This is a genomic window from Nocardioides piscis, from assembly GCF_011300215.1.
GTDB lineage: Bacteria > Actinomycetota > Actinomycetes > Propionibacteriales > Nocardioidaceae > Nocardioides > Nocardioides piscis.
The window spans coordinates 2,450,668-2,467,775 of sequence record NZ_CP049866.1 but is presented as its reverse complement, the minus strand read 5'-3'; the positions used below and the strand labels follow the sequence as shown (position 1 = coordinate 2,467,775).

Here is a 17,108-nt window from a genome sequence, read left to right as displayed (position 1 = left end):
CGACGACCGGTCGGTCTCGTTAGTTGTCGGGACTCGCGCTTTCGGGGATGGCCGCCAGGTCGGACAGCCACGCCGTCGCCTTCGCGTCCGAAGGCATCCGCCAGTCCCCGCGCGGGCTCATCGTGCCGCCTGCGCTCACCTTTGGTCCATTGGGCAGCGCGCTGCGCTTGAACTGGTTGGCGAAGAAGCGCCTGAGGAAGACCTCCAGCCAGGCGCGCACCTCGGCCAGGTCGTAGGCGACGTGGGCATCCTCGGGGAACCCCGGCGGCCACTCCCCCGCGTCGACGTCGCGCCACGCGTGCCAGGCGAGGAAGGCGATCTTCCGCGGACGGAAGCCACGTCGCACGAGGTGGTAGAGCGTGAAGTCCTGCAGGTTGTAGGGGCCGACCGTGTCCTGGGTGGCCTGCGGCTTCTTGCCCTCCTCGACCGGGATCAGCTCCGGGGTGATCTCCTGGGTGAGGATCTCCCCCAGCACAGCGTTGGTGTCGGGATCGAACTCGTCGTTGCTCGCGACCCAGCGGATGAGGTGCTGGACGAGCGTCTTGGGGACGCCGGCGTTGACCGTGTAGTGGGACATCTGGTCGCCGACGCCATAGGTGCACCACCCGAGGGCCAGCTCGGAGAGGTCACCGGTGCCGACCACGATCCCGCCACGATGGTTGGCGAGGCGGAAGAGGTAGTCGTAGCGCAGTCCGGCCTGGACGTTCTCGAACGTGACGTCGTAGACCTTCTCCCCGTCCGAGTAGGGGTGCCCGAGGTCGGCGAGCATCTGCTCCGCCGCTGGGCGGATGTCGAGCTCCTCGAAGGTGACCCCCAGTGCCTTGGACAGCCGCGTGGCATAGGACTTGGTCGTGTCTCCGGTCGCGAAGCCGGGCATCGTGAACGCGTGGATGTCGGAACGCGGTCGGCCGAGCCGGTCCATCGCCTTCGCCGCGACGATCAGGGCGTGCGTGGAGTCGAGGCCCCCGCTGACGCCGATCACCGCCTTGGGCTGGCCGATCGCCTCGAGTCGCCGCTCGAGCCCGGAGACCTGGATGTTGTAGGCCTCGTAGCAGTCGAGGGCGAGACGCTCGGGGTCGTCAGGGACGAACGGGAACCGGTCGACCTTGCGCAGCAGCCCGATGTCGCCCGCGGGTGGCTGGAGTGCGAACTCGACGACCCGGAAGCTCTCGTCGCCGGCGGCTCCGCGTCGGTTGTCGTCGAAGGTGCCTTGGCGGAGCCGCTCCTGGCGCACCCGGTCCAGGTCGACGTCGACGGCGGTGCGCACCGCGCTCTCGGGGAACCGCTCGCCCTCGCCGACCAGGTCGCCGCACTCGTAGACCATCGTCTGGCCGTCCCAGCTCAGGTCGGTCGTGGACTCGCCCTGGCCCGCCGCGGCGTAGACGTAGACCGCCTGGCACCGTGCACTCGCGCTCCGGACCAGCAGGCGCCGGTCGTCGGCGCGCCCCACGGTGATCGGGCTGCCGCTGACGTTGACCAGCACCGTCGCCCCGGCGAGAGCCGCCTCGGCGCTCGGCGGGATCGGCACCCACATGTCCTCACAGACCTCCACGTGGAGGTGCAGGCCGTCGAGGTCGACGGCCGAGAACACGAGGTCGGGACCGAAGGGGACCTCGTCGCCGCCCAGGGTCAGGAACTGGCCGTGCTGGTCGTCGCCGGGAGCAAACCAGCGACGCTCGTAGAACTCGCGATAGTTGGGCAGGTAGGACTTCGGGGCGACCCCGAGGATCTCGCCGCGATGGATCACCACTGCGCAGTTGTAGACCCGGTTGCCCTTGGCCAGCGGTGCGCCCACGACGAGCACCGTGAGCAGGTCCTGGCTGGCGGCCACGACCTCGTCGAGGGCAGTGCGCACCGCGTCCAGCAGTGAGTCCTGGAGGAAGAGGTCGTCGATGGAATAGCCGCTGAGCGACAGCTCGGGGAACACCGCCACCGCGACGTGCTCGTCTGCGGCGGCTCGCGCCTGCTCGATGATGCGCTGGGCGTTGGTCGCCGGGTCCGCGATCGCGACGGGCAGCGTGATCGCGGCGACCCGTGCGAAGCCCTGGGCATAGGCGGAGAAGAAGTCCACGCGGCTCACTCTAGGGCGACAGATGACCGATCCAGCAGCGCCGGCGCGACTGCAATGCCGCGCATCCGGGTGTCGCCACTCGTGATCCGCTCGAAGTCACCTGTGTGGAAGTCCCAGGAGACGAGGTGCCATCGCTCGTCCCCGGGGTCCATCGTCCGGAAGTCCATCGGTCCGACCAGCAGCACGACCGTGCCGGGATCGAGGAAGCCCAGGGCGGACAAGTACCCGTTGTCGCCGTAGACGGAGTCCGTGTCGCGGATCGGCGCGTAGCCGAGGGTCTCACCGCTCCCGGCGTCGACGACCACAGGACCGGCGCGCAGGTCGGGGCGCGGCTCCCCGCGGGGGACCCGGTGTAGGCCACCAGCCCGAACCGGGTGACGAGTCGTTCGCCGTACCCCGCCGGTCCGACGCGCCCCGTGACATCACCGTCCCGCCAGGTGACGAGAGGCGCTCCGGACCCGTTGCGTTCGAGCACGGTCCCGTCGTCCGGGTCGACCGTCACCCCATCGCTGTGCTCCGCGCCGAACGGGGCTGGGCTGGCACTGCCGTCCAGGCCGATCAACCACGGACGCTGCCAGTGCAGCACCACGAAGCCCTCGTCATCGGGGAGCCACAGGACGCGCGGGCGGGTGTCGAAGGGACCCTCGAGCTGCGCCGGCCAGGCGATGACCTGATCTCCACCGTCCGCCGCGACGACGAGGACGCCAGCGTCGGTCGCCATGGCAACGCGACTCCCGTCGGGACTGATGGACGGGCGGACGACGTCTCGGAGACTTCCCTTGATCGCGGTGGCAGTGCCGGGCACGGAGCGCCACTCACCGGCGCTGTCGAGGAGCCGAAGGTCGCGGCCCTCCTCCGGCCACGCGACGACGATGTCCAGCAACGGGGACTCGGCGATGCTCGGGGGGCTGTCGGGCGGTCTCAGCTCCGGTGGCAGCACCGATGGTCGCGCCGGCACACCGGCCACGGTGAAGGGGTCCCACCGAGGCTGGGTCGCGAGGTCGACGTCCGAGCTGTCGAGGTCGGTCGAGCTCGCTGTGGGGGTCGGTGGGTTGACGGGCACCAGGCGCTGCTCGCCGTCCCGGTGAAGGCCCCACGTGGCCGAGCTCACCGCCAGCACGACTGCGGCGGCGCCAGCCACCAGCGCCTGCCTGCGCCGAACGCACCGGGTGCGCTCCTCGAGGGCACGCTCCGCCCACGGCGGAGAGTCGACATGCGCGCTCGCCCGCTCGAGTGCCTCGCGCAGCTGCATCTCGTTCACGACCTCCTCCCGATCAGGTCGAGCAGCTCGGGTGCGCCGTCGCGCAGCCGAGCCAGCGCCGCGGCGTTCTGACTCTTCACCGTGCCGACGCTGATGCCGAGGATCTCGGCGGTCTCCCGCTCGGTCAGGTCGTCGAAGTGACGCAGCACGAGGACGCGACGCTGAGCGAGCGTCAGCCGCGACAGGGCGCGGCGCACCACGAGTGCGATCTCCGGCTCCTCGTGGGTCGCGACGACGTCGCTCGCCTCCCGCGGCACCTCGCGCCTGCGCCGCCACCACGAGATGTTGTCGCGCGTGATGATGGTGAGCGCATAGGCCGTGGGGTGCTGGTCGCGCAGCCGCGGCCAGCGCAGAGCCACCTTGGTCAGCGCCTCCTGCACGAGGTCCTCGGCCCGATGGAGGTCACCGGTGAGCAGGTAGGCCGAGCGCAGCAGCTGACGCTGCCGTCCCGACGCCCACTCGGTGAACCCCGCCTCGTCCATCGTCCCTCCCCCGGTCTTGTACTGAGTGAACGCACTGTGCCCCACGTTTGGTTGGCGCGACATCACCTCAGGTCGCAGTGACGGGTGCCACAGCGCCGCCGGCCGAACTCAGGTCTAGCCTGAACACGTCCGTGGACTCCGTCCGGGAGCCGCGAGATGTCTGGAGGAGAAGACGATGAGCGAAGAGACGTCGCCGTACGGCGGTGGCAGCAAGCCCGCCCCGGTCAAGAAGATCCGTACCCATCACCTGCGGGAGATGAAGGAGCGCGGCGAGAAGATCACCATGCTCACGGCCTACGACATGTACACCGCCCAGACCTTCGACGAGGCCGGGATCGAGCTGCTCCTCGTCGGCGACTCGGCGTCGAACAACGTCTTCGGCAACGAGACCTCGCTCCCGGTCACGGTCGACGAGCTCCTCCCCCTGACCCGCGCGGTCGCGCGCAGCGTCCGCCGCGCCATGGTCGTCGGCGACCTGCCGTTCGGCAGCTACCAGGCCTCGCCCGAGCAGGGCTACCTCACCGCCGTGCGCTTCATGAAGGAGGCCGGCGCCCACTGCGTCAAGCTCGAGGGCGGTGCCGAGATGGCCCCGGTGATCAGCAGGTGCACCCAGGGCGGCATCCCGGTGATGGCACACATCGGCTTCACCCCCAGTCCGAGCACACGCTGGGCGGCTACCGCGTCCAGGGCCGTGGCGAGAGCAGCGACCGCATCATCGCCGACGCACACGCCGTGCAAGAGGCAGGCGCCTTCGCCGTGGTGATGGAGATGGTGCCCGGCGACGTCGCCGAGCGGATCTCCAAGGAGCTGACCATCCCCACGATCGGCATCGGCGCCGGCAACGGCTGCGACGGCCAGGTCCTTGTCTGGCAGGACGCGTTCGGGCTGCGCACCGGTCACATGGCCCGGTTCGTCAAGCAGTACGCCGACGTCCACTCCGTGCTCCTCGACGCAGCCCGGGCGTATGCCGACGACGTGCGCACCGGCACCTTCCCCGGGCCCGAGCACACCTTCTAGGGGCTCGCCGCGAGGGGGCGTGCCGCGTAGCGTCACGGCCATGACCTCCCGACCGACCCGCTGGTCCGCCCTCGCCGTCTCGGTCCTCCTGGGCTGCGGCGCCCTCTCTGCCCTGGGCTCGCCGACCCAGGCCGCCGGAGGTCGGACGACCGACGCGAGTGGCGCCCCACAGGTCAGGGTGCGGACGGTCGTGGCCGGCCTGGCGAACCCGTGGGACGTCCAACCCATCGGCGGCGGACGCATGCTCGTGACCGAGCGTGACAAGGCACGTCTCAGCGTCGTCCGCCGGGGCAAGCGTCGGACCGTGCGGTTCCCGACCGAACGCGTGTGGGTCTCGGGCGAGACCGGGCTGATGTCACTGGCCGTCGATCCGGCGTTCTCGAGGACCCGTCGTTTCTGGACCTGTCAGGGCTGGCAGTCCGGAGGGGGCCACGACATCCGGGTCTCGTCATGGCGGCTCAGCGCCGACACGCGCCGCGCGCGCCTGGACAAGCACCTGCTCACCGGCCTCCCGACCACGAGCGGTCGACACGGCGGGTGCCGGTTGCTGCTCGATGCCGAGACCGACGCCTTGCTCGTCGGCACCGGTGACGCGGCAGACGAGGACAACCCGCGGAACCTCACCTCGCTCGGTGGCAAGGTGCTCCGGCTCGACCGGCACTCCGGCGAGCCGTGGCCCAAGAACCCCTTCATCGACGCCGACGACCCCAGGCAGCGCTACGTCCTGACCTTCGGGCACCGCAACATCCAGGGTCTCGCACAGCATCCGGACGGCCGCGTGGTCAGCGCCGAGCACGGCTCGGACCGCGATGACGAGATCAACCTGCTCACGGCTGGCGGCGACTACGGCTGGAACCCCGGTCCCGGCTACGACGAGTCCGTCCCGATGACCGACCATGCGCTGCCCGGTCAGCAGATCGGGGCGATCTGGAGCTCCGGCCACCCGACGGTGGCGACCTCCGGAGCCGCCTGGACGAGCGGTCCCTCGTGGGGCAAGCACGCCGGGTCACTTGCCGTGGCCGCGCTGAAGGGCTCGCGCCTGATGTTCATCCGCTTCGACGACTCGTTCGGCGTCGTCTCCATGAGCGCGCCGGCGGCGATGCGACGCCACGGTCGACTGCGATCGGTGACCGCGCTCGGGAACGGCAACCTGCTGGTGACGACGAGCAACGGAGTCAACGACAAGGTCCTGAAGGTGTCCCCGAGGTAACGCCTCGTCCTAGGCCCAGTCCAACCAGCGGGCGCCCGCCAGCACCACGACGAACCAGCCCGCGGCGAGCGCGACCGAGAGCACGAGCACGCCCACCGGGCGGCGGACGAACCAGCGGCAGCCCTGCACCAGGGCGACCAACCACACGAGCATCAGCAGACCGACGGCCCACCACGGGGCGTCCACGACCGTCGGGGTGGCGGCGAAGAGGAAGAAGTCCGCCGACAGGCCGATCATTCCGGCGAACGCCCACGGTGACGCGTCGCCAGGTCGCTCCCTGGCCGGCTGAGGGGACTGGTGCTGCGGCACGCGGCGCACCGTACACGAGTGACAACCCTGGGTCGCCCGGGCAGGATCAGGGCAGCCAACCCTGGTTCTGAGGAGACGCACCCATGAGTGAGACCCCGACCCCCGCCAACAGCACCGCGACCAGCACCGCGACCAGCACCGCCACCGGCACTCCCGCCAAGAAGTCGCCCGCGAAGACGGCGTCCGCCACCGCGAAGAAGTCGCCCGCGAAGAAGACCGCGGCCAAGAAGAGCACCGTCCGGAAGGCGACGCCGGCCAAGAAGACGACGGTCGCCAAGAAGACCAGCACCGCCAAGAAGACCCCGGCCACGAAGACCTCGGCTCCCACCCCCTCCTCGGGTGCCACGCGACGTACACCCGTCGAGCGTGCGAGTGCGGTCAGCGCTCAGGCAGTCGACTCGGCCGTCGATGCCAAGCGGATCGCCCAGGAGACCGCCGAGCGCGTCGCCCGGGAGGTCGCGACCCGCATCGCCGACGAGGTGCGCAAGGCGATCGCCGACGTCACCTCGTCGGTGGAGAAGAACTCGCGCAAGGCGGCGAAGGCGACTCAGGCCCTGGTCGACGAGGCCGAGCGCAGGGCCGCCGGCAAGGGCAAGTCGTCGGCCAAGGGCAAGAAGAACAAGAAGGGGAAGAAGTCGAAGAAGTAGCCGACCTCAGCGGTCCGGACTGGGCTCGACCGGACCGTCGCCCGGCGCCGGAGCGTCGTCGTTCCAGGCGGGGTCGTTGTCCCAGGCCTCGTTGCGTTCCTCGACCTTCTCCAGCGCACGGCCGGCCTCCTCCGCGGACGCGTAGGGCCCGAGCCGGTCGGCGTTGCGGCAACCGTCCTCGCCCTCGACGGTGCGGTGGGTCAGGCAGAACCAGTACTCGCTGTCGCTCATCTGTCAGAAACTACACTCGGCACCGTGACTCCAGTAGCCCCCGCCGTCATCTCACCGCGGCGCCCCGTGCCTGCGGCCATCGTGCGCCCCGAATACGTCGACCGCCCGGCGCCCGCACCCTTCACCGGGTCCGAGGTGAAGGACGCCGAGACCATCCAGAAGATGCGGGTCGCCGGCCGCCTGGCGGCCCAGGCGCGCGAGCTCGTCGGGTCGCACGTCACCCCCGGGATCACGACCGACGAGCTCGACCGCATCGGTCACGAGTTCCTCTGCGACCACGGCGCCTATCCGTCGACCCTGGGATACAGGGGCTTCCCGAAGTCGTTGTGCTCCAGCGTCAACGAGGTCATCTGCCACGGCATCCCTGACAGCCGGGTGGTCGAGGACGGCGACATCGTCAACATCGACATCACCGCCTTCATCGGCGGCGTCCACGGCGACACCAACGCCACCTTCCTCGCCGGGGACGTCGACGAGGAGTCACGACTGCTCGTGGAGCGCACCCAGACGTGCCTCGACCGGGCGATCAAGGCGGTCAAGCCGGGTCGACGGGTCAACGTGATCGGTCGGGTCATCGAGGCCTACGCCGCGCGCTTCGGCTATGGCGTCGTCCGCGACTTCACCGGACACGGCATCGGCACCAGCTTCCACTCCGGCCTGGTCATCCCCCACTTCGACTCCGACCACCACGCCGAGGAGATCCAGGTCGGGATGACGTTCACCATCGAGCCGATGCTCAACCTCGGCACCCCCGAGTGGACGATGTGGGACGACGACTGGACGGTCGTGACCCGCGACCTCAAGCGCAGCGCCCAGTTCGAGCACACCCTGCTGGTGACCGCCGACGGCGCCGAGGTGCTCACCAACCCCTGACCGGCCTAGACTGGCCAGCGAATGGGCTGGCCGGGCGACCGCGTCGCTCCCGTGAGGGAGTGCCGAGGAAGGTCCGGGCTCCACAGGGCAGGGTGATGGTCAACAACCATCCGGGGCAACCCGCGGGAAAGTGCCACAGAGAACAGACCGCCACTCACGGCTCCGGCCGGGAGGGGCAAGGGTGAAACGGTGGTGCAAGAGACCACCAGCGCTCCGGGTGACCGGAGCGGCTAGGCAAACCCCACCCGGAGCAAGATCAGACAGTGTGCGTCCGAGGGCGGCCCGCCCGAGCACACGGGTAGATCGCTTGAGGGAGTCGGCAACGGCTCTCCTAGATGGATGGTCGCCCCGCCGTACGGCGGACAGAACCCGGCCTACAGGCCAGCCCATTCGCCCCACTGGGGGTCCGACGCCACCCCTGGGGCGGTGAAGGTTTGCACAATCTAGTAACAAGCTACCGATGTCGGGCTCGCACGACATAGGCTCATCCCCAGAACCGCCCGCGGACCCGAGACCGCGGGCGGTTCTCTGCGTCCAGGGGCGGCCGTGTCGCCGTCCGCGGCGCTCACTCGAGCGTGAACTCGACCTTTCGCGTCGCCATGTCAGCCGTGGTGAGCCGAACGGTCACGTCCTCGCCCACCGGCAACGGCCCGGACCCGGTGACCACGGCTTCGATGGCCGGCTCCTGGACAGTGAGCTCCCCGCGCCGGTCGTCCTTGTCGTCGGTCTCCACCACGACGGCGGAGAACGTCTCGCCGACCCGTGGTGCGAGGACGGCGGCCTCGACCAGGTTGAGCACGGAGTTCTCGTACTGGTTGGCCCGGCGGCCGGACTCACGCATGGTGTCGGGCAGGTCCGGCAACGCCGCGATCACCCACTCAGGGACCTCGTCGCCCTCGCACAACGCCAGGCAGATCTCCAGGGCGTAGCGATCGACGAGCCGCCGCAACGGTGCCGTGACGTGGGCATACTCCGAGGCAAGAGCCGAGTGCTGGGCCTGGGCGGGAAGCTCCCCGTTGAAGCCGACATAGCCGCTCCCGCGGAGCAGTCTGGTGCAGGCGACCACCATTGCTGCGTGGTTCGGCTTCGAGGGGTCGAGCGAGCGGATGAAGTCTGGATAGAGCACCTCCGCCGGCCACTCGATCCCCAGTGCCCGCGCGGTCCGGTGGAGCCGCTTCACGTCGCGCGGGTCGGCCGGGGGCAGGGTGCGCAGCAGGCCGACCCGGGCATAGACCATCAACGAGGCGGCGGCGAAACCCGTCAGCAGCGAGATCTGCGCGTTCCAGCTCTCCACCGGAAGCATCTCGCGGAACTCCAGGCGCCACGTCCCGTCTTCGTCCACGGCGATCTCCTGCTCAGGCAGGGGCAGCGACACCCCACCTCGGGCAGCCTCACGCGCCAGGCGCAGCTCGCCCACCTCCTTGAGGATGGTGAACATCTCGTCCGCCGTACCAGCGTCGAGATCGGCCTGGACGCGGTCGTAGGAGAGCTTGGCCCGCGACTTCACCAGGGCCCGTTCGAGCGTCACTGCGGTGCCCTCGCCCGTGGCGTCGACGTCGATGTGCCACACCAGCGCGGGGCGCACCTGGTCGGGCAGCAACGAGCCTGCATCCTCGGAGATCGCCTTGGGGTGCAGGGGCACCTTGGAGTCGGCGCCATAGAGCGTCTCGCCCCGACGGTTGGCCTCGACGTCGACGGGATCGCCGGGCGTGATGAAGGCCGACAGGTCGGCGATGGCGTAGTGGACGAGGTAGCCGTCCTCCTTGCGCTCGAGGAACATCGCCTGGTCGAGGTCCTGGGCCGACTCCGGGTCGATGGTCACGAACGGCAGGTCGGTCAGGTCGAGCTCAGGCAGCCGCGGTTGTGCCGCGGCCCGTGTCGCCGCCTCCTCGACCTCGGCCGGGAAGTCCGGCGAGACCGTCAGCTCCTCCTGGATCGCCCGGATGCCGTCGCGCAGGGCGGCTCCCGTGACGGAGTCGGAGGAGCCGCGGACTGTGATCACCCGGTTGCTGGCCATGCTCGGCACCCTAGCCAACGATCTCAGCCGACCAGCCCCTACGCTTGCGCGCGTGCTCATCCTGCTCCCGCCCAGCGAGGGCAAGACAGCCCCGCGCCGAGGCAAGCCGCTCGACCTGGACGGCCTGTCCTCACCGGTCCTCAACGACACCCGGGAGCGGGTCGTCGACGCCCTCGTCGCCCTTGCCGGGCAGCCGGATGCTGCGGAGGTGCTCGGTCTCGGCGGCACCCAGTCGGCCCTGGTCGACCTCGACGCTGCCCTGCGCACCGCCCCGACGGCGCGGGCCGAGACCATCTACACCGGCGTCCTCTACGACGCGCTCGGCCTCACCACCTTGACGACCGCCGCGCGGCGCCGCGCCAACCGCCGGGTCGCCGTCGTCAGCTCGGTCTTCGGCCTCGTCCGCCCCTCCGACCGCATCCCGGCCTATCGGCTCGCGGGCGACGTCACGCTGCCCGGCCTCGGCCCGGTCGCCGGCGTGTGGCGCGAGTGTCTCGGCGACGCGATCGAAGAGGCCGTCGGCTCCGGGCTGCTCGTCGACCTGCGATCGACGATGTATGCCGCCTTCTGGCGTCCCCCCGCGGCGAGCCCGGGGCGTCCCAACCGCACAGCGACCGTGCGGGTCCTGCACGAGGTCGACGGCGTGCGCAAGGTGGTGAGCCACTTCAACAAGGCCACCAAGGGCCGGATCGTGCGCGACCTGCTCGAGAACGGCGCCGACCCGCGGACTCCGGGGGCCCTCGCCGACGCTTTGGTCGACCTCGGCTGGCGGGTGGAGCAGGGCGACGAGACCGTCCGCGGCACTCAGCTCGACGTCGTCGTCTCCGACGTCTGAGTCGTCACAGGCCGGAGTCGACGGTACGCACCAGGATCCGCTGGCACTCCTCGCACCGCACGACCTCGTCCTCGGACTTGGCACGGATGACCGAGAGCTCGGCCGGGTCGATCGTCAGCTGGCAGCCGCTGCAGCGTCGGGCGCGCAGCGCCGCCGCCCCGACCCCGCCCTTCTGCGCGCGTAGTCGCTCGTAGAGCGCCAGCAGGTCGTCGGGGATGCCCTCGACAGCCGGGGCCCGTGCCGCCGACACCTCGGCGAGCGCAGCGTCGATCTCCACCCAACGGGCGTCCCGGGCAGCAGCCAGCTCAGCCACCTGGGCGTCGGTCTCCGCGAGCTGTGCGGCGAGCGTGTCCGCCGTACGCTGCGCGTCCTCGAGCTGCTCCATGACCTCCAGCTCGGCGTCCTCCAGCGCCGTGATCCGGCGTTCGAGCGACTGCAGCTCGTGCTGCATCCGCTCGAGGTCCTTGGGGTTGGTGATCAGCCCCTGGTCCATCCGCTCGCGGTCGCGCGTGCGTCGCGCCTTGACCTGCTCGACGTCGGCGTCGGCCTTCTTCTGCTCCACCGTGAGGTCGTCGACCACGATCCGCGCGTCCCGCAGCCGGTCGTCGAGGTCGCCGCGGCCCGTCTGCAGCTCGTCGATGCGGGTGATCTCGGGCAGCGAGGCGCGCTGGTGCCGCAGCTGGTCGGCTCGGGCATCGAGCTCCTGCACGGCGAGAAGCTGCTGCTGGGCGGACGGATCGGCCTTCAAGACTGGTGACTCCTAGGTTCGAGCTCAGGCGCGGAAGCGCCAGGGATCGGTGCAGCGAGTGCTCACACGGGTGCTCACCGTATCCCCCAGCGCGGCGAGCAGCTTGGCCTCCACCACCGGGAGCCAGGTCCACTCCGCTGCCCAGTGGGCGACATCGAGCAGGGCAGGGCCGTCCTGCTCCACGAACTCCCCCGCCCGGTGGTGCCTCAGGTCACTGGTGACATAGGCGTCCACGTCGGCGCCCGCCAGCTCGTCGAGCAGGAAGTCGCCGGCACCACCGCACACCGCCACTCGGCGTATGCCGCGGTCCGGGTCTCCCGCGACGCGCACCCCGTGGGCGGTCTCGGGCAGCGCAGAGGCGACCTTCGCCGCGAAGTCCCCCAAGGTCGTCGCAGCGATGGTGCCGATCCGTCCGGTCCCGGTCGCTGACTGCCCGGTGTCGGCGAGCTCGAGCACGTCGAAGGCCGGCTCCTCGTAGGGATGGGCCTCCACCAGCGCCCGGACGACTGCTGCGCGTCGGGCTCGGGGTAGGACGACCTCGACCCGCACCTCCGGCACGACCTCCAGCGATCCGACGTCGCCGATGGCAGGAGCGGCGCCCTCGAGCGGCCGGAACCGACCCTCCCCCGGAGTGGAGAACGAGCAGGAGTCGTAGTCACCGATCGCGCCGGCCCCCGCGGTGGCCAGCGCGGCGCGCACGGCCTCGGCCTGGGCGAGCGGGACGAACGTGACGAGCTTGTCGAGCCGCCGCCCACTGGCAGGCCTGATCGGGCTGAGGCCGCCCAGCCCCAGCGCCCGGGCCAACGCGTCGGAGACCCCGTCGAGCGCCTGGTCGGCATTGGTGTGTGCCGTGAGCAGCGCACACCCAGCACTGGTCAGCGTGTGCAGGGTCCGTCCCTTGGGGGTGGTGGCTGCGACCGAGTGCACCGGCGTGAGGAAGAGCGGGTGGTGCACGACGAGCAGGTCGGCCCCCCAGTCCACGGCCTCGCGCGCCACCTCGATGGTCGGATCGACGGCGAACATCACCTTCGCGACCTCGGCCTGCGGGTCGCCCGCGACGAGTCCGACAGCGTCCCACGAGTCAGCGGTCGACGGTGGATACCAGCTGTGCAGCAGGTCGACGACGTCGGTGAGCCTTGGTCGGGTCGTGGGCATGCCCGCAGGCTAGTTGACCTGGCGGTCCTGGCCCTCCCAGTAGGGCTGGCGCAGCTTGAACTTCTGCAGCTTGCCGGTCGCCGTGCGCGCGAGGTCGTCGCGGAACTCGATGACGGTCGGCGCCTTGTAGCCCGCCGCCTTGTCCTTGCACCAGGCGATGAGCTCGGCCTCCGAGGCGGACTCCCCGGGCGCCAGCACGACGAGCGCCAGGATCGTTTCGCCCCACTTCTCGCTCGGCACCCCGATCACGGCCACCTCCGACACTGCGGGGTGGGAGAAGAGAACGTCCTCGACCTCGATCGAGGAGACGTTCTCGCCGCCGGTGATGATGACGTCCTTCTTCCGGTCCTTGATGGTGAGATAGCCGTCCTCGCCGATCTCACCGCCGTCGCCGGTGTGGAACCAGTCGCCTTCGAAGGCCTTGGCTGTCTCCTCCGGCTGCTCCCAGTACCCCTCCAGCACCACGTTGGAGCGGGCGAGCACCTCACCGTGCGCGTCGGTGGAGAGGCGTACGCCCAGGGCCGGTGCCCCTGTCGCACGAGCCTGCCAGCGCGCTCCTCCGGCGAGAGGTCGTCCCACTCCGATCGCGCCCGATTGATCGTCAGCAACGGCGAGGTCTCGGTCAGCCCATAGATCTGGATGAACTCCCAACCCAGCTCCTGTTCCACCCGCACGATCGTCTTCGTGGGCGGTGGCGCACCGGCGACGATGATCCGCACCCGTCCCCGCCCCGGGATCTCGCCGTCCCAGTCGGACGCGGCGTCCAGCACCGACGCGACGACGGCCGGCGCCGCACACATGACGGTGACGCCATGCTTCTCGACGCGGCGCAGGATCTCGGCTCCGTCGATCTTGCGCAGGACCACCTGCGGCACGCCGAGCCCGCTCATCGCGAACGGCATCCCCCAGCCGTTGGCATGGAACATCGGCAGCGTGTGGAGATAGACGTCGCGATCGGTGACCCCGGCGTGCATCGCGAAGGTGACTGCGTTGACCCAGATGTTGCGATGGGTGATCTGCACGCCCTTGGGCCTGGCCGTCGTGCCCGAGGTGTAGTTGATGCAGGCCGTGGCGTTCTCGTCGGGTTCCCACCCCCGGGGTTCCACCTCGGGCGCCGCGAACAGGTCGTCGTCATCACCCAGGACGAAGCGGTGCTCGACGTCGACTCCCGCGAGGGCCTCCTGCAGCTCGGGGTCGACGTAGAGGACCCGAGCCCCGGAGTGGGCGACGATGTAGGCCACCTCGTCGGGCCTGAGCCGGAAGTTGATCGGCACCAGCACCCGGCCGGAGCCTGCGACACCGAAGAAGGAGGTCAGCAGCCGAGCACTGTTGTGGGAGACCACAGCAACCCGGTCACCGACCTCGAGGCCGAGCTGGTCGAGCCGAGCCGCCTGCCGCCTCGCCAGCTCCGCAAGATCGCCGTACGTCACGTCACCGAGGCTCGGCGCCGGCTGCGTAGGCTCGTCGATCACCCCGACCCGCTCGCCATAGACCGTCTTGGCCCGGTCGATGAAGTCGTTGACGCTGAACGGCACGAACATGGGTGGCCTCTCGTGGGATGTCAGCCCACCCTGACACGGCGTGCGTGCGCCGAACAGGCTCTCGTCGGTGAACGGCCACGATCGAGCGACGAGTGGTGGGATGAGAAAGTTCTCATCGTCGTCTCACGCGGACACCACGTCTGGTCGGCGATGATCCCGCGGTGAGCGCATGGCTGAAGACACTGCTCGTCCTGGCACTGATCGTGCCGATGACGGCCTATGTCGTGGGCTCCCTCGTCGCGTCGGGTTCTGGTCAGCCGGCAGATCGCGGCCCGGTGATCATCCGGGACGCGCCCTCCTCAGCCCCACCGCGTCCCGATGACGTTCGGGTCGAACGGAGAGAGGACGTCAATGACCGCGCCGCGTCCCCTCGACCAGCCCGACCGACCTCGGGAGGCGATGACGACGCCGACGACGGGGTCCCCGCGGACGACGACAGGAACGACCGGAACGAGGGCAAGGCTCGCGTCGTGACCCCGCAACCGACTTCGGTGGACGATGATGACGACGACGGGGTCGACGACGACAGCGACGACGACAGCCACGACACGGACGACGGGGACGACGACGAGGAGCCGGAGCGTGATGACGACGAAGGTGACGACTGAGCGTCACCTCGGCCATGTCTCGCAGGTCTCGCAGGTCTCGGTCCGGACCCGCATCACGGCGGTCATCGCACTGCTCACCGCAGCCGCCATGACCGGTGCCGGGCTCCTCGTCTATGCCCTCGAGTCAGCGCGCATCGAGCGCGCCGTCAACGACCAGATCGACCAGGAGATCGCCGAGTTCCGCGAGCTCCGCATCGATCCCAACTCCGGCAAGCCCTTCGACGACGTCGGCCGGCTGCTGGACGTCTTCTTGACCCGCAACGTTCCCGACGACGACGAGATGCTCGTCGGCTACGCCGGGGCGGAGGTGATCGTGACCCGCAACCGCTACGGCCAGGAAGTGCTCGACGAGCCGGCCTACCAGCAGGCGCTGGCCGACCTGTCCGGGCGAGGAGGCACCTCGGTGATCGACTCGGACGAGTTCGGTGAGGTGTGGGTCACGGTCGTGCCTGTCCAGGACTCCGGCACCGAGGGGTCCCTGGTCATCGTCAACTTCCTGGCCGACGAGCACACCGAGCTCAACCGCACGCTGCGCACCTATGCCCTGGTGGCGCTGATGTCGTTGGGCCTGATCAGCACCATCGCCGCCTTCCAGTCCGGCCGGTTGCTGGCACCGTTGCGGACCCTCGAGGAGACCGCGCGCGACATCACCACCACCGACCTGTCCAGGCGGATTCCCGAGCAGGGCAACGACGACATCACCGCGCTGACGCGGACCATCAACCTGATGCTGGCCCGGCTGGACGCAGGGTTCACCGACCAACGACGGTTCCTCGACGATGCCGGGCACGAGCTGAAGACCCCGCTGACGGTCATGCGTGGTCACCTCGAGCTGCTCGACGCGCACAACCCGGCGGACACGGTCGAGACTCGCGATCTCCTCCTCGACGAGGTCGATCGGATGTCACGACTGGTGGGCGACCTCATCCTGCTCGCCAAGAGTCGCCGCCCAGACTTCCTGGCTCCTGGCCCGGTGGACCTCCAACAGCTGACCACTGCGGTGCTGGCCAAGGCCCGTGGGCTCGGCGACCGCGACTGGCGACTGGACGCCAACGCAGAGGCGACCATCCACGTCGACGAGCAGCGCATCACCCAAGCGGTCCTCCAGCTGGCTGACAACGCCGTCAAGCACACCGATCCCGGCGACACGGTCGCCATCGGCTCCTCGATCAACGGCAGGTCGGCGACGATCTGGGTGCGCGACACCGGTCCCGGTGTCCCGGAAGCACAGCGCGAATCCATCTTCGAACGGTTCGGCCGCGGTGATGTCAGACCCAACGACGAGGGCTTCGGCCTCGGTCTCTCCATCGTCCGGGCGATCGCCGAGGCCCACGGCGGCAACGTGTCGGTCACTGACGCTGCGGACCGGCACCAGCCGTCCGGTGCCCGCTTCACCCTCACCCTGCCCACCGAGGAGGTCCCCGCAGCATGGCCCAGATCCTGATCGTGGAGGACGAGCACCGCATCGCGTCGTTCGTGGCCAAGGGCCTGCGCGCCGAAGGCCACCAGCCGACCGTCGTGGGGGACGGACCCGCCGGCCTCGACGAGGCCCTGTCCGGCCGCTTCGACCTGATGGTGCTCGACATCGGGCTGCCCGGCATGGACGGGTTCGAGGTGCTCGACCAGCTCCGCTCCCAGGGCAGCCGGATGCCGGTGATCATCTTGACGGCTCGCGACTCGGTCACCGACACGGTGGCAGCCCTCGACAGCGGCGCCGACGACTACATGGCCAAGCCGTTCCGCTTCGCCGAGCTCATGGCTCGCGTCCGGCTACGGCTTCGCAGTGCCGACGTCTCCGAGACCCGGCCGCACGAGGAGGTCCTCCACGTCGCCGGTGTCGAGCTCGACCGTCGCAAGCGCAGCGTCACGGTCAACGGCGAGGTCTTCGACCTCTCGGCCCGCGAGTTCGCGCTGGCGGAGATCTTCATGCTCAACCCCGGGCAGGTGCTGACCCGCGAACAGCTGCTGGACCACGTCTGGGGCTACGACTTCGACCCCAGCTCCAACGTGGTCGACGTCTACGTCGGCTATCTCCGCAAGAAGGTCGGCACCGAAGCCATCGCCACGGTGCGCGGCGTGGGATATCGGTTCCGGCCTGCCTGA

At 69.9% G+C, this 17,108-nt stretch carries 17 protein-coding genes, 1 other RNA gene and 1 pseudogene; 9 read left to right on the top strand and 10 right to left on the bottom strand.

The window, feature by feature from the left end:
- Nucleotides 1-19 precede the first annotated feature (19 nt).
- The 3 genes from G7071_RS12170 to G7071_RS12160 form a co-directional block, all read right to left on the bottom strand.
- Nucleotides 20-2,071, bottom strand: a complete 2,052-nt coding sequence (locus G7071_RS12170; RefSeq protein WP_166319128.1) for an NAD(+) synthase — start codon at nucleotides 2,069-2,071, stop codon at nucleotides 20-22.
- A gap of 5 nt (nucleotides 2,072-2,076) precedes the next feature.
- Complete coding sequence (locus tag G7071_RS12165; RefSeq protein ID WP_166319125.1) at nucleotides 2,077-2,376, bottom strand: hypothetical protein; 300 nt, start codon at nucleotides 2,374-2,376, stop codon at nucleotides 2,077-2,079.
- A 952-nt stretch (nucleotides 2,377-3,328) separates the two neighbouring features.
- Entirely contained in the window at nucleotides 3,329-3,814 is a 486-nt protein-coding gene (locus G7071_RS12160) for a SigE family RNA polymerase sigma factor (protein WP_166319122.1), read from the bottom strand.
- 175 nt (nucleotides 3,815-3,989) lie between these two features.
- Between G7071_RS12160 and panB the strand changes: the two are divergent.
- Nucleotides 3,990-4,831 (top strand): annotated as a pseudogene (gene panB / locus G7071_RS12155) (3-methyl-2-oxobutanoate hydroxymethyltransferase).
- 40 nt (nucleotides 4,832-4,871) lie between these two features.
- On the top strand, nucleotides 4,872-6,041 hold the full coding sequence (locus tag G7071_RS12150) for a PQQ-dependent sugar dehydrogenase (protein ID WP_206062782.1): 1,170 nt from the start codon (nucleotides 4,872-4,874) through the stop codon (nucleotides 6,039-6,041).
- A gap of 9 nt (nucleotides 6,042-6,050) precedes the next feature.
- Here the strand turns inward: G7071_RS12150 and G7071_RS12145 are convergent, their stop codons facing one another.
- Nucleotides 6,051-6,350: a hypothetical protein gene (locus tag G7071_RS12145; RefSeq protein WP_166319116.1), complete on the bottom strand. Its 300-nt coding sequence runs from the start codon at nucleotides 6,348-6,350 to the stop codon at nucleotides 6,051-6,053.
- 83 nt (nucleotides 6,351-6,433) lie between these two features.
- On the opposite strand from G7071_RS12145, the gene G7071_RS12140 reads away from it, so the two are divergent.
- Nucleotides 6,434-6,997 carry a hypothetical protein gene (locus G7071_RS12140; RefSeq protein WP_166319113.1) on the top strand — a complete coding sequence of 188 codons (564 nt, stop codon included), beginning with the start codon at nucleotides 6,434-6,436 and terminating at the stop codon, nucleotides 6,995-6,997.
- 6 nt (nucleotides 6,998-7,003) lie between these two features.
- Here the strand turns inward: G7071_RS12140 and G7071_RS12135 are convergent, their stop codons facing one another.
- Complete coding sequence (locus G7071_RS12135; RefSeq protein ID WP_166319110.1) at nucleotides 7,004-7,228, bottom strand: hypothetical protein; 225 nt, start codon at nucleotides 7,226-7,228, stop codon at nucleotides 7,004-7,006.
- 24 nt (nucleotides 7,229-7,252) lie between these two features.
- Between G7071_RS12135 and map the strand changes: the two genes are divergently transcribed.
- Nucleotides 7,253-8,101, top strand: coding sequence for a type I methionyl aminopeptidase (map, locus tag G7071_RS12130; RefSeq protein WP_166319107.1), 849 nt, complete (start codon nucleotides 7,253-7,255; stop codon nucleotides 8,099-8,101).
- 22 nt (nucleotides 8,102-8,123) lie between these two features.
- Nucleotides 8,124-8,494, top strand: an RNA gene (rnpB, locus tag G7071_RS12125) — RNase P RNA component class A.
- A gap of 172 nt (nucleotides 8,495-8,666) precedes the next feature.
- Here the strand turns inward: rnpB and G7071_RS12120 are convergent.
- On the bottom strand, nucleotides 8,667-10,118 hold the full coding sequence (locus G7071_RS12120) for an RNB domain-containing ribonuclease (protein ID WP_166319104.1): 1,452 nt from the start codon (nucleotides 10,116-10,118) through the stop codon (nucleotides 8,667-8,669).
- Nucleotides 10,119-10,170: 52 nt separating this feature from the next.
- Between G7071_RS12120 and yaaA the strand changes: the two genes are divergently transcribed.
- Nucleotides 10,171-10,953 (top strand): peroxide stress protein YaaA, encoded by a 783-nt coding sequence (yaaA, locus tag G7071_RS12115; RefSeq protein WP_166319101.1) that lies wholly within the window; start codon nucleotides 10,171-10,173, stop codon nucleotides 10,951-10,953.
- 4 nt (nucleotides 10,954-10,957) lie between these two features.
- Here yaaA and G7071_RS12110 read toward each other — a convergent pair whose 3' ends face one another.
- The 4 genes from G7071_RS12110 to G7071_RS12100 are packed head-to-tail and all read right to left on the bottom strand — an operon-like array spanning nucleotide 10,958 to nucleotide 14,397.
- Nucleotides 10,958-11,701 (bottom strand): zinc ribbon domain-containing protein, encoded by a 744-nt coding sequence (locus G7071_RS12110; RefSeq protein ID WP_246209982.1) that lies wholly within the window; start codon nucleotides 11,699-11,701, stop codon nucleotides 10,958-10,960.
- Between the two features lie 24 nt (nucleotides 11,702-11,725).
- A complete protein-coding gene (locus G7071_RS12105) occupies nucleotides 11,726-12,856 on the bottom strand; it encodes a Nif3-like dinuclear metal center hexameric protein (RefSeq protein ID WP_166319098.1) in 1,131 nt (376 codons plus the stop codon).
- Between the two features lie 9 nt (nucleotides 12,857-12,865).
- A complete protein-coding gene (locus G7071_RS19305) occupies nucleotides 12,866-13,105 on the bottom strand; it encodes an AMP-binding enzyme (RefSeq protein ID WP_246210641.1) in 240 nt (79 codons plus the stop codon).
- Entirely contained in the window at nucleotides 13,102-14,397 is a 1,296-nt protein-coding gene (locus tag G7071_RS12100) for an AMP-binding protein (protein WP_343043491.1), read from the bottom strand. The genes G7071_RS19305 and G7071_RS12100 overlap by 4 nt, the downstream gene beginning before the upstream one ends.
- A 161-nt stretch (nucleotides 14,398-14,558) precedes the next feature.
- Between G7071_RS12100 and G7071_RS12095 the strand changes: the two genes are divergently transcribed.
- The 3 genes from G7071_RS12095 to G7071_RS12085 are packed head-to-tail and all read left to right on the top strand — an operon-like array spanning nucleotide 14,559 to nucleotide 17,108.
- Nucleotides 14,559-15,005, top strand: a complete 447-nt coding sequence (locus G7071_RS12095) for a hypothetical protein (protein ID WP_166319080.1) — start codon at nucleotides 14,559-14,561, stop codon at nucleotides 15,003-15,005.
- The gene (locus G7071_RS12090; protein WP_166321077.1) at nucleotides 14,983-16,449 is read left to right on the top strand and encodes a sensor histidine kinase; all 1,467 of its coding nucleotides are present in this window, start codon (nucleotides 14,983-14,985) and stop codon (nucleotides 16,447-16,449) included. The genes G7071_RS12095 and G7071_RS12090 overlap by 23 nt, the downstream gene beginning before the upstream one ends.
- Nucleotides 16,434-17,108, top strand: a complete 675-nt coding sequence (locus G7071_RS12085; RefSeq protein WP_166319077.1) for a response regulator transcription factor — start codon at nucleotides 16,434-16,436, stop codon at nucleotides 17,106-17,108. The genes G7071_RS12090 and G7071_RS12085 overlap by 16 nt, the downstream gene beginning before the upstream one ends.

Excerpts from the sequence above, each read along its gene's own strand:
- G7071_RS12160 (WP_166319122.1), bottom strand. The coding sequence starts at position 3,814 with ATGGACGAGGCGGGGTTCACCGAGTGGGCGTCGGGACGGCAGCGTCAG.
- G7071_RS12150 (WP_206062782.1), top strand. The coding sequence starts at position 4,872 with ATGACCTCCCGACCGACCCGCTGGTCCGCCCTCGCCGTCTCGGTCCTC.
- G7071_RS12140 (WP_166319113.1), top strand. The coding sequence starts at position 6,434 with ATGAGTGAGACCCCGACCCCCGCCAACAGCACCGCGACCAGCACCGCG.
- G7071_RS12135 (WP_166319110.1), bottom strand. The coding sequence starts at position 7,228 with ATGAGCGACAGCGAGTACTGGTTCTGCCTGACCCACCGCACCGTCGAG.
- G7071_RS12120 (WP_166319104.1), bottom strand. The coding sequence starts at position 10,118 with ATGGCCAGCAACCGGGTGATCACAGTCCGCGGCTCCTCCGACTCCGTC.
- G7071_RS12105 (WP_166319098.1), bottom strand. The coding sequence starts at position 12,856 with ATGCCCACGACCCGACCAAGGCTCACCGACGTCGTCGACCTGCTGCAC.
- G7071_RS12100 (WP_343043491.1), bottom strand. The coding sequence starts at position 14,397 with ATGTTCGTGCCGTTCAGCGTCAACGACTTCATCGACCGGGCCAAGACG.
- G7071_RS12090 (WP_166321077.1), top strand. The coding sequence starts at position 14,983 with ATGACGACGAAGGTGACGACTGAGCGTCACCTCGGCCATGTCTCGCAG.
- G7071_RS12085 (WP_166319077.1), top strand. The coding sequence starts at position 16,434 with ATGGCCCAGATCCTGATCGTGGAGGACGAGCACCGCATCGCGTCGTTC.